Source organism: Klebsiella sp. ZJOU C1, from assembly GCF_035620215.1.
In the GTDB taxonomy this organism is placed as follows: domain Bacteria; phylum Pseudomonadota; class Gammaproteobacteria; order Enterobacterales; family Enterobacteriaceae; genus Klebsiella; species Klebsiella variicola.
Genome location: NZ_CP141644.1, coordinates 1,779,033 through 1,800,401 on the forward strand (window position 1 = coordinate 1,779,033; position 21,369 = coordinate 1,800,401).

Here is a 21,369-nt window from a genome sequence, read left to right on the forward strand (position 1 = left end):
TAACCATATAACCAAAGTTATGTTCGGATCTTATAACAGATCGCTTCATTCTCGGCGTGGGTATGACAAAATAGCGGTTTTGTGTTGGCTTGTGGAGTCGCCCGTGCAGGATCGCAATTTCGATGACATTGCTGAAAAGTTTTCGCGCAATATTTACGGCACCACAAAAGGTCAGCTGCGCCAGGCGATCCTCTGGCAGGATCTGGAACCGCTGCTGGCGCAGCTGGGGCCGGGACCGCTGAGGGTGCTGGATGCCGGCGGCGGCGAAGGGCAAACAGCCATTAAAGTGGCGCAACTGGGCCATCACGTGACGCTGTGCGATCTCTCCGCTGAAATGGTGGCGCGCGCCCGCCAGGCGGCCGTCGATAAAGGTGTGATCGACAACATGCATTTTGTACAATGCGCGGCTCAGGATATTGCGCAGCATTTGGAAAGCCCGGTTGATCTGGTACTGTTTCATGCGGTGCTGGAGTGGGTGGCGGAGCCCCAGGAGGTGCTGCGTACGCTGTGGTCGACACTGCGTCCTGGCGGTGGGCTGTCGTTGATGTTCTACAATGCTAACGGCCTGCTGATGCACAATATGGTGGCCGGTAATTTCGATTACGTACAATTGGGCATGCCAAAAAAGAAAAAACGCACGCTGTCGCCGGATTATCCGCGTGAGCCGCAGCAGGTTTATCACTGGCTGGAAGAGATTGGCTGGCAGATTGTCAGCAAAACCGGCGTGCGGGTGTTTCATGATTATCTGCGTGAAAAACGCCAACAGCATGACAGCTATGCGGCGCTGCTGGAGCTGGAAACGCGCTACTGTCGTCAGGAGCCGTATCTCAGCCTGGGCCGTTATATTCATGTCACCGCGCTTAAGAGCCAGGCTCATAGCCGCAGATGCAAGGATAAAGTATGAGTGAATTTTCCCAGACAGTCCCCGAACTGGTTGCCTGGGCCAGGAAAAATGATTTTTCTATCTCGCTGCCGGTCGACAGACTCTCTTTTCTGCTGGCGGTCGCCACGCTGAACGGCGAACGGCTGGAAGGGGAAATGAGCGAGGGAGAACTGGTGGATGCGTTCCGCCACGTCAGTGATGCGTTTGAGCAGACCAGCGAAACCATCAGCCAGCGCGCCAATAATGCGATCAACGATTTGGTGCGCCAGCGTCTGCTGAACCGCTTTACCAGCGAAATTACCGAAGGCAATGCGATCTATCGCCTGACGCCGTTGGGGATCGGGATCACCGATTACTATATCCGTCAGCGTGAATTCTCGACGCTGCGTCTCTCGATGCAGCTGTCGATCGTCGCTGGCGAGCTGAAGCGTGCGGCGGATGCGGCAGAAGAGGGCGGGGATGAGTTCCACTGGCATCGCAATGTTTTCGCTCCGCTGAAATATTCCGTGGCGGAAATTTTCGACAGCATCGACCTGACGCAGCGCATTATGGATGAGCAGCAGCAGCTGGTGAAAGACGATATCGCACAGTTGTTAAATAAAGACTGGCGCGCGGCGATTTCCAGCTGTGAACTGTTGCTGTCGGAAACTTCCGGCACCCTGCGCGAACTGCAGGATACGCTGGATGCGGCGGGGGATAAACTGCAGGCGAATCTGCTGCGCATTCAGGATTCGACCATGGCGCGCGACGATTTGCATTTTGTCGACCGGTTGGTATTCGACCTGCAAAGCAAACTCGACCGCATCGTCAGCTGGGGTCAGCAGGCGATTGACCTGTGGATCGGCTACGACCGCCATGTGCACAAGTTTATCCGTACCGCTATCGATATGGATAAGAACCGCGTCTTCGCCCAGCGTCTGCGCCAGTCGGTACAGACCTATTTTGATGAACCGTGGGCGCTGACTTACGCCAACGCCGACCGTCTGCTGGATATGCGCGATGAAGAGATGGCGCTGCGCGATGAAGAGGTCACCGGCGAACTGCCGGCGGATCTCGAATTTGAAGAGTTTAACGAAATTCGCGAGCAGCTGGCGGCGCTGATCGAAGCGCAGCTGGCGGTCTATAAAGAGAAGGGAATACCGCTGGACCTCGGCCTGGTGGCGCGGGAGTTCCTGGCGCAGTATCCGCGCGGACGTCACTTCGACGTGGCGCGGATCGTCGTGGATCAGGCGGTACAGCTGGGCGTCGCCCAGGCAGATTTCACCGGACTGCCGGCAAAATGGCAGCCGATTAATGATTACGGAGCCAAGGTACAGGCGCATGTCATTGACAAATATTGAACAAGTGATGCCGGTTAAGCTGGCGCAGGCGTTGGCCAATCCGTTATTTCCGGCGCTGGACAGCGCCCTGCGCGCGGGCCGTCATATCGGTCTCGACGAGCTGGATAATCACGCATTTTTGATGGATTTCCAGGATTACCTGGAAGAATTTTACGCTCGCTATAACGTCGAGTTGATCCGCGCACCGGAAGGGTTCTTCTATCTGCGCCCGCGCTCCACCACGCTGATTTCGCGCTCGGTGCTGTCGGAGCTGGATATGATGGTGGGCAAAATTCTTTGCTATCTCTATCTCAGCCCGGAGCGCCTGGCAAACGAAGGGATTTTCACCCAGCAGGAGCTCTATGACGAACTGCTGACCCTGGCGGATGAATCCAGGCTGCTGAAGCTGGTGAACAATCGTTCCACCGGTTCGGATCTGGACCGCCAGAAGCTGCAGGAAAAAATGCGCGCGTCGCTAAACCGCCTGCGCCGTCTGGGGATGGTGTGGTTTATGGGCCATGACAGCAGCAAGTTTCGCATTACCGAATCGGTATTCCGCTTTGGCGCCGATGTGCGCGCCGGCGACGACCCGCGCGAGGCGCAGCGCCGCCTGATCCGCGACGGGGAAGCAATGGCTCTGGAAAATCACCTGCAGCTCAATGATGAGAATGAAGAAAACCAGCCGGATAGCGGGGAGGAAGAGTAATGATTGAACGCGGTAAGTTTCGCTCGCTAACGCTGGTTAACTGGAACGGTTTCTTTGCCCGGACCTTTGATCTTGATGAACTGGTGACCACCCTCTCCGGGGGGAACGGCGCGGGTAAGTCCACGACCATGGCGGCCTTCGTCACGGCGCTGATCCCGGATTTAACCCTGCTGCACTTCCGTAACACCACTGAAGCGGGGGCCACCAGCGGCTCACGCGATAAAGGCCTGCATGGTAAGCTGCGCGCCGGGGTGTGTTACTCGGTGCTTGATGTGATCAACTCCCGCCACCAGCGCGTGGTGGTCGGCGTGCGCCTACAACAGGTCGCCGGACGCGATCGTAAAGTCGATATTAAGCCGTTCGCCATTCAGGGACTGCCGACCTCTATCCTGCCGACCCAGCTGTTGACCGAAACGCTGAACGATCGTCAGGCGCGCGTGGTCAGTCTCAATGAGCTGAAAGACAAACTCGAGGCGATGGAAGGCGTCCAGTTTAAACAGTTCAACTCGATCACCGAATATCACTCGCTAATGTTCGATCTGGGCGTGGTGGCGCGTCGTCTGCGTTCCGCCTCCGATCGTAGCAAATACTACCGCCTGATTGAGGCCTCGCTGTACGGCGGGATCTCCAGCACCATTACCCGCTCGCTGCGCGACTACCTGCTGCCGGAAAACAGCGGCGTGCGTAAAGCGTTCCAGGATATGGAAGCGGCGCTGCGGGAAAACCGCATGACGCTGGAAGCCATTCGCGTAACCCAGTCTGACCGCGATCTGTTTAAACACCTGATCAGCGAAGCCACCAACTACGTGGCGGCGGACTATATGCGTCACGCCAACGAGCGGCGCATTCACCTGGATAAGGCGCTGGAGTATCGTCGCGATCTCTTTACCTCGCGTTCGCAACTGGCGGCCGAGCAGTATAAGCACGTCGAGATGGCGCGCGAGCTGCAGGAGCACAATGGCGCGGAGGGCGATCTGGAAGCCGATTACCAGGCCGCCAGCGATCACCTGAACCTGGTGCAGACCGCCCTGCGTCAGCAGGAAAAAATTGAGCGCTACGAAGCGGATCTCGACGAGCTGCAGATCCGTCTGGAAGAGCAGAATGAAGTGGTGGCGGAAGCCGCCGACCAGCAGGAAGAGAACGAAGCCCGCGCCGAAGCCGCCGAACTGGAAGTGGATGAGCTGAAAAACCAGCTCGCCGACTATCAGCAGGCGCTCGACGTCCAGCAGACCCGCGCCATTCAGTATAACCAGGCGCTGCAGGCGCTGGAGCGCGCGAAGGCGCTGTGCCATCTGCCGGATCTGACGCCTGAGAGCGCCGACGAGTGGCTGGAAACCTTCCAGGCGAAAGAGCAGGAAGCGACGGAGAAAATGCTGTCGCTGGAACAGAAAATGAGCGTGGCGCAAACCGCGCACAGCCAGTTCGAACAGGCGTACCAGCTGGTGGCGGCGATTAACGGCCCGCTGGCGCGTAATGAAGCCTGGGACGTGGCGCGCGAATTGCTGCGCGACGGCGTTAACCAACGCCATCAGGCCGAGCAGGCGCAGGGGCTGCGCAGCCGTCTCAACGAGCTGGAACAGCGTCTGCGCGAGCAGCAGGACGCCGAGCGTCAGCTGGCTGAGTTCTGCAAACGCCAGGGCAAACGCTACGATATCGACGATCTGGAAACGCTGCATCAGGAGCTGGAAGCGCGCATCGCGTCGCTGGCCGACAGCGTCTCTAACGCTCAGGAACAGCGCATGACCCTGCGTCAGGAGCTGGAGCAATTGCAGTCGCGCACCCAGACGCTGATGCGTCGGGCGCCGATCTGGCTGGCGGCGCAAAACAGCCTCAACCAGCTGTGCGAGCAGAGCGGCGAACAGTTTGAGTCCGGCCAGGAGATCACCGAATACCTGCAGCAGCTGCTGGAGCGCGAGCGCGAGGCTATCGTTGAACGTGACGAGGTCGGCGCCCGCAAGCGTGCCATCGACGAAGAGATCGAGCGACTCAGTCAGCCGGGCGGCTCTGAAGACCCGCGTCTGAACGCGCTGGCGGAGCGCTTTGGCGGCGTCCTGTTGTCGGAAATTTATGACGACGTTAGCCTCGAAGATGCGCCGTACTTCTCCGCGCTGTATGGCCCATCGCGCCATGCGATCGTGGTGCCGGATCTGTCGCAGGTGGCGGAGCAGCTCGAAGGGCTGGAAGATTGTCCGGAAGACCTGTATCTGATCGAAGGCGATCCGCAGTCCTTCGACGACAGCGTGTTCAGCGTTGACGAGCTGGAAAAAGCGGTGGTGGTGAAGATTGCCGACCGCCAGTGGCGTTATTCACGTTTCCCAACGCTGCCGCTGTTTGGTCGCGCGGCGCGCGAAAATCGCATCGAAACACTGCATGCTGAGCGTGAGAGTCTCTCCGAGCGTTTCGCGACCCTGTCGTTCGACGTGCAGAAAACCCAGCGTCTTCACCAGGCTTTCAGCCGCTTCATTGGCAGCCATCTGGCGGTGGCTTTCGAGGACGATCCGGAAGAAGAGATCCGCAAGCTTAACAGCCGCCGCGGCGAGCTGGAGCGTGCGCTGAACGCCCATGAGAGCGATAACCAACAGAACCGCGTGCAGTATGAGCAGGCGAAAGAGGGCGTGTCGGCGCTCAACCGCCTGCTGCCGCGCCTGAACCTGCTGGCGGATGATACGCTGGCTGACCGCGTGGACGAGATCCAGGAACGTCTGGACGAAGCGCAGGAGGCAGTGCGCTTTATTCAGCAGCATGGCAATCAACTGGCGAAGCTGGAGCCGATCGTCTCGGTATTGCAGAGCGATCCGGAGCAGTTTGAGCAGTTGAAAGAAGATTACGCCTATGCGCAGCAAACCCAGCGCGATGCGCGTCAGCAGGCTTTCGCGCTGGCGGAAGTCGTGCAGCGCCGGGCCCACTTCAGCTACTCCGATTCGGCGGAGATGCTCAGTGGCAACAGCGATCTCAACGAGAAGCTGCGCCAGCGTCTGCAACAAGCGGAATCTGAGCGTAGCCGCGCGCGCGAAGCGATGCGTAGCCACGTTGCGCAGTTGAACCAGTACAACCAGGTGCTGGCCTCGCTGAAGAGCTCGTATGACACCAAAAAAGAGCTGCTCAACGATCTGTATAAAGAGCTGCAGGATATCGGCGTGCGCGCCGATGCCGGGGCGGAAGAGCGCGCGCGTCAGCGTCGTGACGAGCTGCACACGCAGCTGAGCAACAACCGCTCCCGTCGCAATCAGCTGGAAAAAGCGTTGACCTTCTGCGAAGCGGAAATGGACAACCTGACCCGTAAACTGCGCAAGCTGGAACGCGATTACTGCGAAATGCGTGAGCAGGTTGTCAGCGCCAAGGCGGGCTGGTGCGCGGTGATGCGTCTGGTGAAAGACAACGGCGTCGAACGTCGTCTGCATCGCCGCGAGCTGGCCTATCTCTCTGCCGACGAACTGCGTTCGATGTCGGATAAGGCGCTCGGTGCGCTGCGTCTGGCGGTCGCCGATAACGAACATCTGCGCGACGTGCTGCGTATATCGGAAGATCCGAAACGTCCGGAGCGCAAAATCCAGTTCTTCGTCGCCGTCTATCAGCATCTGCGTGAGCGTATCCGTCAGGATATTATTCGTACCGATGACCCGGTGGAAGCGATCGAGCAGATGGAGATCGAGCTCAGTCGTCTGACCGAAGAGCTGACCAACCGCGAACAGAAGCTGGCGATCAGTTCCCGCAGCGTGGCGAATATCATTCGCAAAACTATTCAGCGTGAGCAGAACCGTATCCGGATGCTCAACCAGGGGCTGCAGAGCGTCTCGTTCGGCCAGGTTAACAGCGTGCGTCTGAACGTCAACGTGCGCGAGACCCACTCGACGCTGCTGGATGTCCTGTCTGAACAGCATGAGCAGCATCAGGATCTGTTTAACAGCAATCGCCTGACCTTCTCGGAAGCGCTGGCCAAGCTGTATCAGCGCCTGAACCCGCAGATCGACATGGGGCAGCGCACGCCGCAAACCATCGGCGAAGAGCTACTCGACTACCGCAACTATCTGGAGATGGAAGTGGAAGTTAACCGCGGCTCTGACGGCTGGCTGCGCGCGGAGTCCGGCGCGCTGTCGACCGGGGAAGCGATCGGTACCGGGATGTCGATTCTGGTAATGGTGGTGCAGAGCTGGGAAGATGAGTCTCGTCGCCTGCGCGGCAAGGATATCTCGCCTTGCCGTCTGCTGTTCCTCGATGAAGCGGCGCGTCTCGACGCCCGCTCCATCGCCACGTTGTTCGAGCTGTGCGAACGTCTGGAGATGCAGCTGATTATCGCGGCGCCGGAAAATATCAGCCCGGAAAAAGGCACGACCTATAAACTGGTGCGTAAAGTGTTTAATAATCACGAACACGTACACGTTGTCGGCCTGCGCGGTTTTGCCGCGCCGGTACCGGAAGCACTGCCGGGTACGGCCGACGCCTCCTGAGGCTGCGGCTAAATTCTGGCGGCTAAGCGCTGAAAAGGGCAACGTTAAGTTGCCCTTTTTGCTATCCAGCCTGGTATGCCTGGGTGGTATAATCTTTAAGCTTCTTTACATTAGGTAAGGCAAAAGCCTTTCCGTCTTTATATACTGTGATAAAGCCCACTAATTTGTGGGCGGCAATGTGTGACAACAGGGGGCAAGGGATGTTGCTAAAGAAACGGTATGGTCGTCCATTGTCAGCGCTCAGCCTGAGCCTGGCACTGGCATTTGCTCCGCTGTTCAATGTCCAGGCCGCAGAGCCTGAAGTCGTACCTGGTGATAGCTCCGCTACGCCTGGAGAGCTTTCCGTCGCGCTGACGCAAAGCGATGGGCAATCGCCGGCGGTCGCGAAGCTGGCCGGTGAGCAGCCGCTGTCGATGGAGGCGGCGGCAAACAGTCGCGCCCAGATCGAGGCGCTGTTGCCGGCAGGGTACAAACCTGTCTTTATCAATCCGCTGGTGTCGCTGTACGCCGCCAGGGATATGAAACCGATGTGGGAGAACCGCGAGGCGGTGCAGGCGTTCCAGCAGCAGCTGGCGGAGATCGCCATCGCCGGTTTTCAGCCGCAGTTTACCACCTGGGTCAGCCTGCTGACCGATCCCGCCGTCAGCGGCATGGCGCGCGATGTGGTGTTGTCGGATGCCATGATGGGCTATCTGCACTTTATCAGCGGCATCCCCACCCAGGGGACCCGCTGGCTATATAGCTCGACGCCGTACAAGATGGCGACCCCGCCGCTATCGGTGATTAACCAGTGGCAGCTGGCGCTGGACAATGGCTCCCTGCCGGCGTTTATCGCTGGCCTGGCGCCGCATCATCCGCAGTATGAGGCCATGCACCAGTCGTTGTTGGCGCTGGTGGCTGATTCTCGCCCGTGGCCGCAGATGACCGGTAGCGGCTCGCTGCGCCCCGGCGAATGGAGCAATGATATCGGTGCCCTGCGCGAGATCCTCCAGCGTACCGGGATGCTGGACAATACCGCCAATATCGTTCTGCCCGGCGATGTGGTGAGCCCGTCGGCGAAGAAAAAGAGCAAACCCGCGGCGCGCGGCGTGTACGATCGCCAGCTGGTGGAGGGGGTTAAGCGCTTTCAGGCCATGCAGGGGCTGGGTGCGGATGGCGTCATTGGCCAGTCCACCCGCGACTGGCTCAACGTCTCTTCCGCGCAGCGTGCGGGGGTGCTGGCCTTGAATATTCAGCGTTTACGCCTGCTGCCGGGCAAACTGTCGACCGGCATTATGGTGAATATTCCCGCTTTCTCGCTGGTCTATTACCAGGATGGCAGCCAGGTGCTGGCCTCGCGGGTGATCGTCGGGCGTCCGGACCGCAAAACGCCAATGATGAGCAGCGCGCTGAACAACGTGGTGGTCAATCCACCGTGGAACGTGCCGCCGACGCTGGCGCGCAAAGATATCCTGCCGAAGGTGCGTAACAATCCAGGCTATCTGGAGCAGCATGGCTACACCGTGATGCGCGGCTGGAACAGTAAAGAGACCATCGATCCTTATCGGGTCGACTGGTCGACCATCACCGAGAATAATTTACCGTTCCGTTTTCAGCAGGCGCCTGGAGCGCGTAACTCACTGGGCCGCTACAAGTTTAATATGCCGAGTTCAGATGCTATTTATCTGCACGATACGCCGAACCATAATCTGTTCCAGAAAGATGTTCGCGCGCTCAGCTCCGGCTGCGTACGCGTCAATAAGGCCTCGGAGCTGGCCAATATGTTGCTGCAGGACGCGGGCTGGAACGACACGCGTATTTCCGATGCCCTGAAGCAAGGGGACACGCGCTATGTCAATATTCGGCAAAATATACCGGTGAATTTATATTACTTAACGGCTTTTGTGGACGCTGATGGACGTACACAATATCGAACAGATATTTACAATTACGATCTCACCGCGCGATCCAGTGCACAAATTCTGACGAAAGCGGAACAATTAATCAGGTAAATGAAGTAGTTCAATGGATTTTGTTGTCCTAGCACTGGGTAAAAAAGGGCGCTGCTCCTCTGCAGCGCCCGATTTTCCTGGGGTGAGGCTGCCTTGACGTTGGCAATAATGCCCGGTAAGGTGCCTTTCGTGCGCCAGAAGTGCATATACATATCATTCCGCTCAATGCGTAGCGCGGTCAGCGCGAACGCTCTCCTTTGCCGGACAGCATCACGGCTGTGGCGAGCGATGGCGAGCTGGCGGTTAGCCTCGCGCGATGCGGAAAAAGTATATAACGATTCATTGACTGTAGACCTGATTATCATGGACAAATTTGACGCTAATCGCCGCAGATTGCTGGCGTTGGGTGGTGCTGCGCTGGGTGCTGCCGCCATTCTCCCTGCGCCGGCATTTGCCACCCTCTCGACCCCCCGCCCGCGTATTTTGACGCTGAATAACCTGCATACCGGTGAATCGCTCAAGGCGGAGTTTTTCGATGGCAGAGGCTATATTCAGGATGAATTAGCAAGACTTAATCATTTTTTCCGTGATTACCGCGCGAATAAAATTAAGTCCATCGATCCAAATCTGTTCGATCATCTTTATCGGTTGCAGGGATTGCTTGGCACCAACAAACCTGTCCAGCTTATTTCTGGTTATCGTTCCCTCGATACCAATGATGAGCTTCGCGCACGAAGCCGTGGTGTGGCAAAACACAGCTATCACACCAAGGGGCAGGCAATGGATTTCCATATTGAAGGTATTTCGTTAAGCAATATTCGCAAAGCGGCGTTATCTATGCGCGCAGGTGGTGTAGGATATTACCCACGTAGTAACTTTGTGCATATTGATACCGGTCCCGTAAGGCACTGGTAACGAAAGGAGCGTCATGAACTATCGTATTATTCCGGTTACCGCGTTCGCGCAGAACTGTTCTCTCATCTGGTGCGAACAAACCCGCCTGGCGGCGCTGGTCGATCCTGGCGGCGATGCTGAACGTATCAAAGCGGTGGTGGCGGAGGCGGGCGTCACGCTGATGCAGATCCTGCTGACGCATGGCCATCTCGATCACGTCGGCGCCGCTGCGGAACTGGCGCAGCATTATGGCGTACCGGTTATTGGTCCGGAAAAAGAAGATGAGTTCTGGCTGGAAGGATTGCCGGCGCAAAGCCGGATGTTCGGCCTGGAGGATTGCCAGCCGCTGCGTCCGGATCGCTGGCTCAATGAAGGCGATGTGGTCAATGTAGGGAATGTGGCGCTGCAGGTACTGCACTGTCCGGGCCATACGCCGGGTCACGTGGTCTTCTTTGATGACGCTTCCCGATTGCTCATTTCCGGAGACGTGATTTTTAAAGGCGGGGTGGGGCGCAGCGATTTTCCACGCGGCGACCATGGACAGCTGATTGCGGCCATTAAGGATAAGCTGTTGCCGCTGGGCGATGACGTGACCTTTATTCCCGGCCATGGTCCGCTGTCGACGCTGGGTGAGGAACGCCGTAACAACCCGTTCCTGCAGGATGAGATGCCGGTCTGGTAACAGACATGACGCGAACACATAAAAAAGGCCGCATTTGCGGCCTTTTTCTTTTATCTCGCTTAGAGCACGCTGTCGCTTACAGTACTGCGACGATGGCTTCGCACAGCGGCGCCATATTGTCAGGCGTCATCCCGGCCACGTTGATACGTCCGGAAGCAACCGCATAGATGGCGAACTCTTCACGAAGGCGCAGCACCTGTTCTTTAGTCAGGCCGCTGAATGAGAACATGCCGTTCTGCTGGCTGATAAAGCTGAAGTCGCGGCTCGCGCCTTTCTCCTGCAGGGTGTTGACGAACAGCAGGCGCATACGCTGGATGCGCTGGCGCATATCGGTCAGCTCCTGCTCCCAGATCGCACGCAGCGCATCGTTGCTCAGAATGGTGGCGACCACGGAGGCGCCATGCGCAGGCGGGTTGGAGTAGTTGGCGCGGATCACCGATTTCATCTGACTGAATGCGCGGTCAACGGTCTCCTGATCGGCGGCGACCAGCGTGCAGGCGCCGACGCGCTCGTTGTACAGGCCAAAGTTTTTCGAGTAGGAGCTGGCGACCAGCAGCTCTTTGTGCAGCGCAGCAAAGGCGCGCAGACCTTCAGCATCTTCTTCCAGACCGCGGGCAAAGCCCTGGTAGGCGAAATCAAACAGCGGGAGCCAGCCTTTTTCCACTGACAGCTGAGCCAGCTGCTGCCACTGGTCGAGCGTCGGATCGATACCGGTCGGGTTGTGGCAGCAGCCGTGGAACAGCACCACGTCGCCGGCCTGGGCTTCGATCAGGCTGGCCAGCAGACCCTCAAAGTCCAGCGCATGGTTAGCGGCGTCGTAGTAGGTATATTCGCGCACTTCCAGCCCGGCAGAGGTAAACACGCTCTTGTGGTTCGGCCAGCTTGGGTTGCTCACCCACACGCGTTTCACGTCGGTGTTTTTGGCGAGGAAGTCAGCCGCGACACGCAGAGCGCCAGTACCGCCAGGGGTCTGCGCAGTGCGGGCGCGTTTATCAGCGATAATCGCATTGCCTTTACCGAACAGCAGCTCCTGGGTGCAGCGACCAAATTCAGGAATACCATCGATGCCCAGATAGTTTTTAGTCGTTTCATTTTCCAGCAGGTACTGCTCTGCTTTCTTGACGCTGGTCAGAACGGGTGTTTTACCGGTTTCATCCTTGTAAACACCAATTCCGAGGTTAATTTTTTCAGGGCGGTCATCGGCACGAAACAGATCGGCCAGACCTAAAATCGGGTCGGCTGGGGCGGCGGTAATGTTCTCAAACATGACGAGGTTCCATTGTGATTACTGAAGGGAAATCCGCTATCAGGTTAACGGGAGAATAACGAATTGCCAACCGTTTGCGACAAAAAGCGAGAAGGTTTTCGAAAGATACGATCTTTGCCTCACGAATACAGAAAAGCAGGACCGAAGTCCTGCTTTGAAGGCATATCACGAAGGGGTGTACTGCAGATTAGAACTGGTAAACGATACCCACGGCCGCCTGGTCGTCGGTGGCTACGCCAGCCGCTTTGGTGTAATCGTTGTCGTCCAGCTGGTTGAATTTATACGCAGCGTAGACGTTCATGTTCTTGTTGAAGTAGTACCAGGTACCCACTTCGATGTATTTAACCAGATCCGCATCGCCGCCGGAGAAGCCAGCACGTGACTGCAGGTCTTTACCTTTGGTCTGCACGTAACCGATGGACGGACGCAGGCCGAAGTCGAACTGATACTGTACGACAGCTTCAAAGTTCTGGGTTTTGCCCGCGAAGTGGTTATCTTCTTCCGGAGTCATGTTGTAGGTCTGAGAGTACATGACCGCTGCATAGACGTTGTTGGCGTCATATTTTGCAGAGGTTGCCCAGGCTTCGGCTTTGTCGCCATTGCCGTCAGCTTTCTGATCGACGCTACGGTTGGAGCCGGAGTAGCCTGCAGACAGTGCGATACCGTTGTCGAACGCGTAGGTGGCTGCGGTGCTGAAGCCGTCGCCATTCTGCTTGCGAACCGCACGGTCGTGGTCGTTTTTACCCTGGTACTGCAGCGCGAAGCTCAGACCGTCAACCAGACCAAAGAAGTCAGAGTTACGGTAGGTTGCCACGCCGTTGGTACGGCCGGTCATGTAGTTGTCGGTGTAGTTCCAGCCGTCGCCGCCCCATTCAACCAGCATATCGGTTGCTGCTTCGACGTCGTAGATCGCGCCGTAGTTACGGCCGTAGTCGAATGAACCGTATTCGCCCGCTTTCAGACCCGCGAACGCCAGACGGGTTTTCGTCGGCTGGGAACCTTCAACATTGGACGCATCCATGTTGTATTCCCACTGGCCGTAACCGGTCAGCTGATCGTTGATCTGAGTTTCGCCTTTCAGGCCGATACGGGCATAGGTGGTATCGTCGCTGCTGGTGTCGCCATTGGTGGTCCAGACGTGCTCGCCGACCATTTTCCCATAGAAGTCCAGTTTGTTGCCGTTTTTGTTATAGATTTCTGCAGCGTTGGCTGCACCGGCTACCAGCAGGGCAGGGATCACCACTGCCAGAATATTGCGCTTCATCATTATTTATTACCCTCATTAATATTTTTTATATGAACACGTGCCACTGCCGTCAATAAGTTCTGTCAATAAAAACTTACAGAACCATTGATGAGAGTTTGGTGTCTGAAGGCATCTTTCCATCCGCGACAACGTTTCGCTAGCCGGAAAATGCTACGAATATCTCATATGAGTAACAAAACGAAAAATCATGTAACTAAATATGTATTTTGGGGAACTTTGTGAACTTAATCAAAATTCCGTTCCACCTGATGAGGTAAAACGTCATTGCTTATCTATCTATATGAATTATTTATGATTAATTTGGATAAGCGGCAATTCGTTCATTTTATGTGTTGAATTCGTCTTCTTTTTATTCAGCCTCTGTCTTGGCAAGACGTGCGGCGCATGGTTAAAAAATGAGCAAATTTATCAGGGGTTTTGCTCTGATATGAACATAAAGTGCGATCTGCATCACCAGTGTGCACCGAAACAGTGCGTAACATAAATGTGATTTCCAGGCCTTGATGTTTAAGTTTGTTGAATTTTGCTAACAGTAATTGACATAAAAAAAGGCCAGCTTGCGCTGGCCTTTCAGGTTGATGTCAGAAAAACTTAGAATGTCGCGTTGCGCGGGGTACGCGGGAACGGAATGACATCGCGGACGTTCTGCACGCCGGTGACGTAAGCGATCAGACGTTCGAAGCCCAGACCGAAGCCGGAGTGCGGTACGGTGCCGTAGCGGCGCAGGTCGCGATACCACCAGTAGTCTTCTTTGTTGAGCCCCATCTCTGCCATACGCGCGTCCAGCACGTCGAGACGCTCCTCACGCTGGGAACCACCGATGATCTCGCCGATGCCCGGCGCCAGCACGTCCATTGCCGCGACGGTTTTACCGTCTTCGTTAAGGCGCATGTAGAAGGCCTTAATGTCTTTCGGATAGTTTTTCACCACGACCGGCGCTTTGAAGTGCTCTTCGGCCAGATAACGTTCGTGCTCGGAGGAGAGATCCACGCCCCAGTAAACCGGGTTCTCAAACTGCTTGCCGCAGTTTTCCAGAATAGTGACGGCATCGGTGTAATCCACCTGGGCAAAGTCAGCGGAGACGAAACGCTGCAGTCGGTCGATAGCGTCTTTGTCTACGCGTTCGGCGAAGAACTGCATGTCATCCGCACGCTCTTCCAGTACCGCCTTGAAGACGTACTTGAGCATCGCTTCCGCCAGACCAGCAACATCGTTGAGGCTCGCGAAGGCGACTTCCGGCTCCAGCATCCAGAACTCCGCCAGGTGGCGGCTGGTGTTGGAGTTTTCGGCGCGGAAGGTTGGGCCGAAGGTGTAGATTTTCGACAGTGCGCAGGCATAGGTCTCGCCGTTCAGCTGGCCGGATACGGTCAGGAACGACTCTTTACCAAAGAAGTCTTTATCGAAGTCGACTTTGCCCTGATCGTTACGCGGCAGGTTTTCCAGATCCAGCGTCGACACGCGGAACATTTCGCCGGCGCCTTCGGTATCGGAAGCGGTGATCAGCGGGGTGGAAACCCAGAAGAAGCCCTGTTCGTCGAAGAAACGGTGCAGCGCCTGCGCCAGGGTATGACGCACGCGAGCTACCGCGCCAATCAGGTTGGTGCGCGGACGCAGGTGCGCTACTTCACGCAGATACTCGATGCTGTGGCGCTTGGCCGCCATCGGGTAGGTGTCCGGGTCTTCCACCCAGCCGGTGACTTCCACGTTGGTCGCCTGGATCTCAAAGCTTTGACCCTGACCCTGGGAAGCCACGACTTTACCGGTGACAATCACCGAGCAACCGGTGGTCAGACGCAGCACTTCCTGATTGTAATTGGGCAGAGAATTATTAATAACGGCCTGTACAGGATCAAAGCAGGAACCGTCATAGACGGCGAGGAATGAAAAGCCAGCTTTAGAATCTCGGCGGGTACGCACCCATCCGCGGACCGTGACTTCGCTGTCAACGGCAACGCGGCCCTGGAGTACGTCGGCTACAGGCACAACGCTCATAATAATCTCTCTATGTAGTCCAATAAAAAAGTCTCTTCCCCCTACAGCGGGGGGGATATCTATGTTACCTGTCATCTTCCATCAGACAAGTAGATTTCGCATCATAAGCGGATAATTCGGCAATAAATAATAAAGAAAAAGGAGCCTGAAAGGCTCCTTAGGGGAATTAGCTCGCCTTTTTAATCGGCGGCAGGTCGAACGCCTCGCGCAGGGCGCGGACGAAGGCCTTATCGTGGCAGATGGTTTTCCCCGGGCTGTCGGAGAGTTTCGCCACCGGTTTGCCGTTACATTCCACCAGCTTAATCACGATATTGAGCGGTTTAACCTGCGGCAGATCGCAGGTTAAACGGGTGCCGATACCAAAGCTCAATTTCACCCGCGAGGCGAAGTGGCGATACAAATCGACCGCTTTGGCGAGATCGAGATTATCGGAGAAGACCAGCACTTTGCTCAGCGGATCGATGCCCAGCTTCTGATAATGGGCGATGGCTTTTTCACCCCATTCCACCGGGTCGCCGGAGTCATGGCGCAAACCCTGATAGCGGGTAGCGAATTCCGGACCAAAATCGCGCAGGAACGCATCCATGGTGATGCAGTCGGTCAGCGCGATGCCCAGCTGGTCGGGATACTCTTCCAGCCAGGCGGCAAGGGCCGCCCGCTGGCTGCTGGCGAGGTTCGGGCTGATCTGCTGGTGGGCCTGGAACCATTCGTGCGCCTGGGTGCCCATCGGGGTTAAATGTAAACGACGAGCCAGATCGTAATTGCTGGTGCCGACAAACCACGGCTCCTGCTGCAGACGTTGCACAATGGCCTCTTGCACTTCGCGTGAAAAACGACGGCGGGTGCCGAAGTCCATCAGGCGGAAGGCGCGCATATCGAGGCCAGCGGTCATGCTGGCGAAGTCGCCTAGCTTATGTTCCAGCGTGTTCAGCGCCTGATCGACGCCCATTTCAGGTGAACGATAGCGATGGACCAGCTCGCTTATCACCGCCAGCAGCGGGACTTCCCACATGATGGCTTCACGCCACGGGCCGGTAAGGCGAATGTTCAGCTTGCCGTTGTCATTGCTGACTGTGACCTGGCGCGGGTCATAGCGAAAATCGCGCAGCCAGTCGAGATAATCCTGGCGGAAAAAGGGAAGAGTGGACAACCAGTGATATTCATCATCCCGCAGTCTCAGGTCGCGCATGGACTCCACCTGCTCGCGGATCGCGTCGGCATAAATGCCGAGCAGGTCGTCTCCGCGGCAGCGAAACTCCGCCGCCACATGCACATCGCCGTAGCGGTGGAAGACAGCCTGCTGCATGTGCAGCTTGTAGGCATCCGTATCAAGCAGCGAGTGCAGTACAGGAGAAGTGAATTGTGTCATGGTGCGCAGTAGCATCCTCTCACTGGAGCGTTCCATCCAAACCAACGCGAAAAAAGGAGGCGGAGTATACCTTTATTACCCGGCTCTGTCCCGCGATGGCGAGCGATGGCGACGCTGACGGTCATTTGCGAGGCCTAGTTTAATATATTGAACATGGATCACACCACAAGCTTTGCGTCGGGTCGAGGGCATTTCGTGCCGCGCGTGTTAACAAAATGTAGCGGTTTTCGTGTTTCACATTGAAAAGATGAAGATTCTGCATAGCGCGATTGACACAACGGGAATAGACTGGGACGACACTTTACCCAAGATGCGAAAGGTTTTTTATGACACAACAGCCCCAAGCCAAATACCGCCACGACTATCGTGCGCCGGAGTATCTGATTAGCGATATCGATTTGACCTTTGACCTGGATGCCGCAAAAACCGTCGTTACGGCCGAGAGCAAGGTCTCCCGCCACGCGGCTGCGTCTGATGTGCCATTGCGCCTCGACGGCGAAGATCTGACCCTGATCGCGCTGCAAGTGAACGGCCAGCCGTGGAGTGACTATAAAGAAGAAAACAATCAGCTGGTGATCGGCGGTCTGCCGGAGCATTTCACCCTGACCATCGTCAATGAGATCAGCCCGGCGGCGAACACCGCGCTGGAAGGCCTGTATCAGTCAGGCGAAGCGCTGTGTACTCAGTGCGAAGCGGAAGGTTTCCGCCATATTACCTGGTACCTGGACCGCCCGGACGTGCTGGCGCGGTTTACCACCAAAATCATCGCCGACAAAGCGAAATACCCGTTCCTGCTCTCCAACGGCAACCGCATGGCGCAGGGAGAGCTGGAGAATGGCCGTCACTGGGTACAGTGGCAGGATCCGTTCCCGAAACCGTGCTACCTGTTTGCGCTGGTGGCCGGTGATTTTGACGTCCTGCGTGACACCTTTACCACTCGCTCCGGTCGTGAAGTGGCGCTGGAGCTGTACGTCGATCGCGGCAATCTCGACCGCGCGCCGTGGGCAATGACCTCGCTGAAAAATTCCATGAAATGGGATGAGGAGCGCTTTGGCCTCGAGTACGACCTCGACATCTATATGATTGTCGCCGTCGACTTCTTTAATATGGGCGCGATGGAGAACAAAGGACTCAACGTCTTTAACTCCAAATATGTCCTGGCCCGTACCGATACCGCCACCGATAAAGACTATCTTGATATCGAGCGGGTGATTGGTCATGAGTATTTCCATAACTGGACCGGCAACCGCGTCACCTGCCGCGACTGGTTCCAGCTCAGCCTGAAAGAAGGGCTGACCGTGTTCCGCGATCAGGAGTTCAGCTCCGACCTCGGCTCACGGGCGGTTAACCGCATCAACAATGTGCGCACCATGCGCGGGCTGCAGTTTGCCGAAGACGCCAGCCCGATGGCGCACCCGATCCGCCCGGATATGGTTATCGAAATGAACAACTTCTACACCCTGACGGTTTATGAAAAGGGTGCCGAAGTGATCCGCATGCTGCACACCCTGCTGGGTGAAGAAAACTTCCAGAAAGGGATGCAGCTGTACTTTGAACGCCATGACGGCAGCGCCGCGACCTGCGATGATTTCGTCCAGGCGATGGAGGATGCCTCTAACGTCGATCTGTCACACTTCCGCCGCTGGTACAGCCAGTCCGGTACGCCAATCGTCACCGTGCATGACGACTACAATCCGGAAACCGAGCAGTACACGCTGACCATCAGCCAGCGTACGCCGCCGACCGCCGAGCAGGCCGAGAAGCAGCCGTTGCATATCCCGTTTGCCATTGAGCTGTACGATAACGAAGGCAAGGTGATCCCCCTGCAGAAGGGCGGCCATCCGCTGCACCCGGTGCTCAATGTAACTCAGGCCGAGCAGACTTTCGTCTTCGATAACGTCTATTTCCAGCCGGTGCCGGCGCTGCTGTGCGAATTTTCAGCACCAGTGAAACTGGAATATAAGTGGAGCGATCAGCAGCTCACCTTCCTGATGCGCCATGCGCGGAATGATTTCTCGCGCTGGGATGCGGCGCAGAGCCTGCTGGCGACCTACATCAAGCTGAACGTCAACCGTCATCAGCAGGGACAGCCGCTGTCGCTGCCGGTACACGTGGCGGACGCCTTCCGCGCCATCCTGCTGGACGAGAAGATTGACCCGGCGCTGGCCGCCGAGATCTTAACCCTGCCGTCGGCCAACGAAATCGCCGAGATGTTCGCCATTATCGATCCGATCGCCATCGCCACCGTGCGCGAAGCGCTCACCCGCACTCTGGCGAACGAACTGGCGGACGAATTCCTCGCGGTTTATCACGCCAATAAACTCGACAGCTACCGTGTGGAGCACGCCGATATTGGTAAGCGTGCCCTGCGCAATACCTGCCTGCGCTATCTGGCGTTTGCGGAGCCAACGCTGGGCGATAAGCTGGTGTCGGCGCAGTATCACCAGGCGGATAACATGACCGACGCGCTGGCCGCCCTGTCGGCAGCGGTTGCCGCCGAGCTGCCGAGCCGCGATGCGCTGATGCAGGAGTATGACGATAAATGGCATCAGGACGGTCTGGTGATGGATAAGTGGTTTATCCTGCAGTCCACCAGCCCGGCGGCCAATGTGGTGGAAACAGTGCGTGGTCTGCTGAATCACCGTTCATTCAGCATGAGCAACCCGAACCGTGTGCGGTCGTTAATCGGTGCTTTCGCCAGCAGCAACCCGGCGGCGTTCCATGCTGAAGACGGCAGCGGCTACCAGTTCCTGGTGGAGATGCTGACCGAACTTAACCAGCGCAACCCGCAGGTGGCGTCGCGACTGATTGAGCCGTTGATTCGTCTGAAGCGTTATGATGAGAAGCGACAGGCGCTGATGCGCGCTGCGCTGGAGCAGTTGAAGGGGCTGGAGAATCTCTCCGGCGATCTGTTCGAGAAAATCAGTAAGGCGCTGGCGTAACGGTGGCAAAATCCCCGGTTGCGCTCTCGCTTACCGGGGCTACAGCGCTGTGCGATTTGGTAGCCCGGCCGAGCGAAGCGCGGGCCGGGGACGTTAGTTAGCCATGACTAAACAAACGCGGCGCACGCTCGCTGTCGCCGCGTTTCATCACCCGATCCAGCACCTCTGCCTCCAGCTCGGCCAGCTTCGCCGACCCGGTGCGCCGCGGTCGCGCAATATCCACGTTCAAATCGAGCCCGATCTTCTTCTCTTCAATTAACAGCACCCGGTCGGCCATGGCCACCGCTTCACTGACGTCGTGCGTCACCAGCAGGACCGTAAAACCATGCTCCTGCCACAGAGAGACGATCAGCTCCTGCATCTCCAGACGGGTGAGGGCGTCCAGCGCTCCCAGCGGCTCGTCCAGCAGCAGCAGGCGCGGGCGATGGATCAGCGCGCGGGCCAGCGCAACGCGCTGCTTTTGCCCACCTGACAGCGCCGCCGGCCACTCCTGCGCACGGCTCTCGAGTCCGACGCTGGCCAATGCCTGTAGGGCGGCGTCGCGCCAGGCGCCTTTTAACCCCAGCCCGACGTTATCAATCACCGTTTTCCACGGCAGCAGGCGCGCATCCTGAAACATCATCCGGGTGTCGTCCTGGATCGCCGCCAGGGGTGTCGCGCCCGCCAGCAGCTCGCCAGCGTTCGGTTTTTCCAGACCCGCCAGCAGGCGCAGCAGGGTACTCTTGCCGCCGCCGCTGCGGCCCACCACCGCCACAAACTGGCCGCTGGGAATATGCAGATCCAGCTCGTTAAGAATAGTGTTATCGCCATAGCGTTTCGTCACCCCGTTCAGCAGCAGCGGGATACCTGGGGTCAGACGGGCAGTGTTCATGCGTTAGCCTCCTGAAGATGATACGCCGGGTTCCAGCGCAGCCAGAGCCGTTCCAGCAGCTGGGCGCAGACATCGGCCAGTTTGCCAAGGATGGCGTAAAGAATGATGGCGACCACCACCACGTCGGTTTGTAGAAATTCACGCGCATTCATCGCCAGATAACCGATACCGGCATTCGCCGAGATGGTTTCAGCGACAATAAGCGTCAGCCACATCAGGCCAAGAGCGAAACGCACGCCGACCATAATTGAGGGCAGGGCGCCGGGTAAAATCACGTGACGGAACAGCGCGAAGCCGGATAAACCATAGCTGCGCGCCATCTCTACCAGCCCACGGTCGATATTACGGATCCCATGCCAGGTGTTGATATAGATCGGGAACAGGGTGCCCAGCGACACAAGGAAGATCTTGGCGGTCTCGTCGATGCCGAACCACAGAATTACCAGCGGGATCAGCGCCAGATGCGGGACATTGCGCAGCATCTGGATCGAGGTGTCCAGCAGACGCTCGCCCCAGCGTGACAGGCCGCTGATCAGGCCGAGCACCAGCCCGATGGAGCCGCCGATGGCGAAGCCGACCAGCGCCCGCCACGAGCTGATGGCCAGATGCTGCCACAGCTCACCGCTGGCCGAGAGCGTCCAGAACGCTTTCAATACCCCCTCCGGCGAGGGCAGTACCCGCGTCGAGAGCCAGCCGACGGACGAGGCCAGCTGCCAGACAATGACCGTCCCCACCGGCAGCAGCCAGGGGGCGAGGCGTAACAACAGGGGATGGGTTGATTTTGCCATCAGTGTCTCC

Annotated in this window: 14 protein-coding genes; 8 read left to right on the plus strand and 6 right to left on the minus strand. The window is 57.4% G+C overall.

Features of this window, described 5'->3' with window-relative positions; all coding sequences use genetic code 11:
• Positions 1 to 103 precede the first annotated feature (103 nt).
• The 7 genes from cmoM to SPE70_RS08380 all read left to right on the plus strand — a co-directional run bounded on the left by cmoM (position 104) and on the right by SPE70_RS08380 (position 10,863).
• A complete protein-coding gene (gene cmoM, locus SPE70_RS08350; protein ID WP_016160569.1) occupies positions 104 to 904 on the plus strand; it encodes a tRNA uridine 5-oxyacetic acid(34) methyltransferase CmoM in 801 nt (266 codons plus the stop codon).
• Positions 901 to 2,223, plus strand: a complete 1,323-nt coding sequence (mukF, locus tag SPE70_RS08355) for a chromosome partition protein MukF (RefSeq protein WP_008805866.1) — start codon at positions 901 to 903, stop codon at positions 2,221 to 2,223. Before cmoM ends, mukF begins: the two co-directional genes overlap by 4 nt.
• A complete protein-coding gene (gene mukE / locus SPE70_RS08360) occupies positions 2,204 to 2,908 on the plus strand; it encodes a chromosome partition protein MukE (protein WP_004150840.1) in 705 nt (234 codons plus the stop codon). Before mukF ends, mukE begins: the two co-directional genes overlap by 20 nt.
• Positions 2,908 to 7,356 (plus strand): chromosome partition protein MukB, encoded by a 4,449-nt coding sequence (gene mukB, locus SPE70_RS08365; protein ID WP_055323166.1) that lies wholly within the window; start codon positions 2,908 to 2,910, stop codon positions 7,354 to 7,356. Before mukE ends, mukB begins: the two co-directional genes overlap by 1 nt.
• 200 nt (positions 7,357 to 7,556) lie before the next feature.
• Positions 7,557 to 9,347, plus strand: coding sequence for a L,D-transpeptidase (gene ldtD / locus SPE70_RS08370; RefSeq protein ID WP_012542312.1), 1,791 nt, complete (start codon positions 7,557 to 7,559; stop codon positions 9,345 to 9,347).
• Between the two features lie 303 nt (positions 9,348 to 9,650).
• A complete protein-coding gene (locus SPE70_RS08375) occupies positions 9,651 to 10,202 on the plus strand; it encodes a YcbK family protein (RefSeq protein ID WP_004201403.1) in 552 nt (183 codons plus the stop codon).
• 13 nt (positions 10,203 to 10,215) lie between these two features.
• Positions 10,216 to 10,863, plus strand: a complete 648-nt coding sequence (locus SPE70_RS08380) for an MBL fold metallo-hydrolase (protein WP_008805870.1) — start codon at positions 10,216 to 10,218, stop codon at positions 10,861 to 10,863.
• A 76-nt stretch (positions 10,864 to 10,939) separates the two neighbouring features.
• Here SPE70_RS08380 and SPE70_RS08385 read toward each other — a convergent pair whose 3' ends face one another.
• From SPE70_RS08385 to pncB, 4 genes are all read right to left on the minus strand, one after another.
• Positions 10,940 to 12,130, minus strand: coding sequence for an amino acid aminotransferase (locus SPE70_RS08385; RefSeq protein ID WP_055323165.1), 1,191 nt, complete (start codon positions 12,128 to 12,130; stop codon positions 10,940 to 10,942).
• A 187-nt stretch (positions 12,131 to 12,317) separates the two neighbouring features.
• Complete coding sequence (gene ompK35 / locus SPE70_RS08390) at positions 12,318 to 13,397, minus strand: porin OmpK35 (protein ID WP_008805872.1); 1,080 nt, start codon at positions 13,395 to 13,397, stop codon at positions 12,318 to 12,320.
• Between the two features lie 591 nt (positions 13,398 to 13,988).
• Positions 13,989 to 15,389 carry an asparagine--tRNA ligase gene (gene asnS / locus SPE70_RS08395; protein WP_046882323.1) on the minus strand — a complete coding sequence of 467 codons (1,401 nt, stop codon included), beginning with the start codon at positions 15,387 to 15,389 and terminating at the stop codon, positions 13,989 to 13,991.
• 166 nt (positions 15,390 to 15,555) lie between these two features.
• Positions 15,556 to 16,758: a nicotinate phosphoribosyltransferase gene (gene pncB, locus SPE70_RS08400; protein ID WP_032691145.1), complete on the minus strand. Its 1,203-nt coding sequence runs from the start codon at positions 16,756 to 16,758 to the stop codon at positions 15,556 to 15,558.
• 326 nt (positions 16,759 to 17,084) lie between these two features.
• On the opposite strand from pncB, the gene pepN reads away from it, so the two are divergent.
• Positions 17,085 to 19,700, plus strand: coding sequence for an aminopeptidase N (gene pepN / locus SPE70_RS08405; protein ID WP_008805875.1), 2,616 nt, complete (start codon positions 17,085 to 17,087; stop codon positions 19,698 to 19,700).
• 97 nt (positions 19,701 to 19,797) lie between these two features.
• Here pepN and ssuB read toward each other — a convergent pair whose 3' ends face one another.
• Both ssuB and ssuC read right to left on the minus strand, forming a co-directional pair.
• Positions 19,798 to 20,571 (minus strand): aliphatic sulfonates ABC transporter ATP-binding protein, encoded by a 774-nt coding sequence (ssuB, locus tag SPE70_RS08410; RefSeq protein WP_008805876.1) that lies wholly within the window; start codon positions 20,569 to 20,571, stop codon positions 19,798 to 19,800.
• Positions 20,568 to 21,359 (minus strand): aliphatic sulfonate ABC transporter permease SsuC, encoded by a 792-nt coding sequence (gene ssuC, locus SPE70_RS08415; protein WP_008805877.1) that lies wholly within the window; start codon positions 21,357 to 21,359, stop codon positions 20,568 to 20,570. Before ssuC ends, ssuB begins: the two co-directional genes overlap by 4 nt.
• Positions 21,360 to 21,369: the final 10 nt, after the last annotated feature.

What these genes read in the sequence shown, in the direction of transcription:
- mukF (WP_008805866.1), top strand. Translation starts at nt 901, where the DNA reads ATGAGTGAATTTTCCCAGACAGTCCCCGAACTGGTTGCCTGGGCCAGG.
- mukE (WP_004150840.1), top strand. Translation starts at nt 2,204, where the DNA reads ATGTCATTGACAAATATTGAACAAGTGATGCCGGTTAAGCTGGCGCAG.
- mukB (WP_055323166.1), top strand. Translation starts at nt 2,908, where the DNA reads ATGATTGAACGCGGTAAGTTTCGCTCGCTAACGCTGGTTAACTGGAAC.
- ldtD (WP_012542312.1), top strand. Translation starts at nt 7,557, where the DNA reads ATGTTGCTAAAGAAACGGTATGGTCGTCCATTGTCAGCGCTCAGCCTG.
- SPE70_RS08375 (WP_004201403.1), top strand. Translation starts at nt 9,651, where the DNA reads ATGGACAAATTTGACGCTAATCGCCGCAGATTGCTGGCGTTGGGTGGT.
- SPE70_RS08380 (WP_008805870.1), top strand. Translation starts at nt 10,216, where the DNA reads ATGAACTATCGTATTATTCCGGTTACCGCGTTCGCGCAGAACTGTTCT.
- SPE70_RS08385 (WP_055323165.1), bottom strand. Translation starts at nt 12,130, where the DNA reads ATGTTTGAGAACATTACCGCCGCCCCAGCCGACCCGATTTTAGGTCTG.
- ompK35 (WP_008805872.1), bottom strand. Translation starts at nt 13,397, where the DNA reads ATGATGAAGCGCAATATTCTGGCAGTGGTGATCCCTGCCCTGCTGGTA.
- asnS (WP_046882323.1), bottom strand. Translation starts at nt 15,389, where the DNA reads ATGAGCGTTGTGCCTGTAGCCGACGTACTCCAGGGCCGCGTTGCCGTT.
- pncB (WP_032691145.1), bottom strand. Translation starts at nt 16,758, where the DNA reads ATGACACAATTCACTTCTCCTGTACTGCACTCGCTGCTTGATACGGAT.
- pepN (WP_008805875.1), top strand. Translation starts at nt 17,085, where the DNA reads ATGACACAACAGCCCCAAGCCAAATACCGCCACGACTATCGTGCGCCG.
- ssuB (WP_008805876.1), bottom strand. Translation starts at nt 20,571, where the DNA reads ATGAACACTGCCCGTCTGACCCCAGGTATCCCGCTGCTGCTGAACGGG.
- ssuC (WP_008805877.1), bottom strand. Translation starts at nt 21,359, where the DNA reads ATGGCAAAATCAACCCATCCCCTGTTGTTACGCCTCGCCCCCTGGCTG.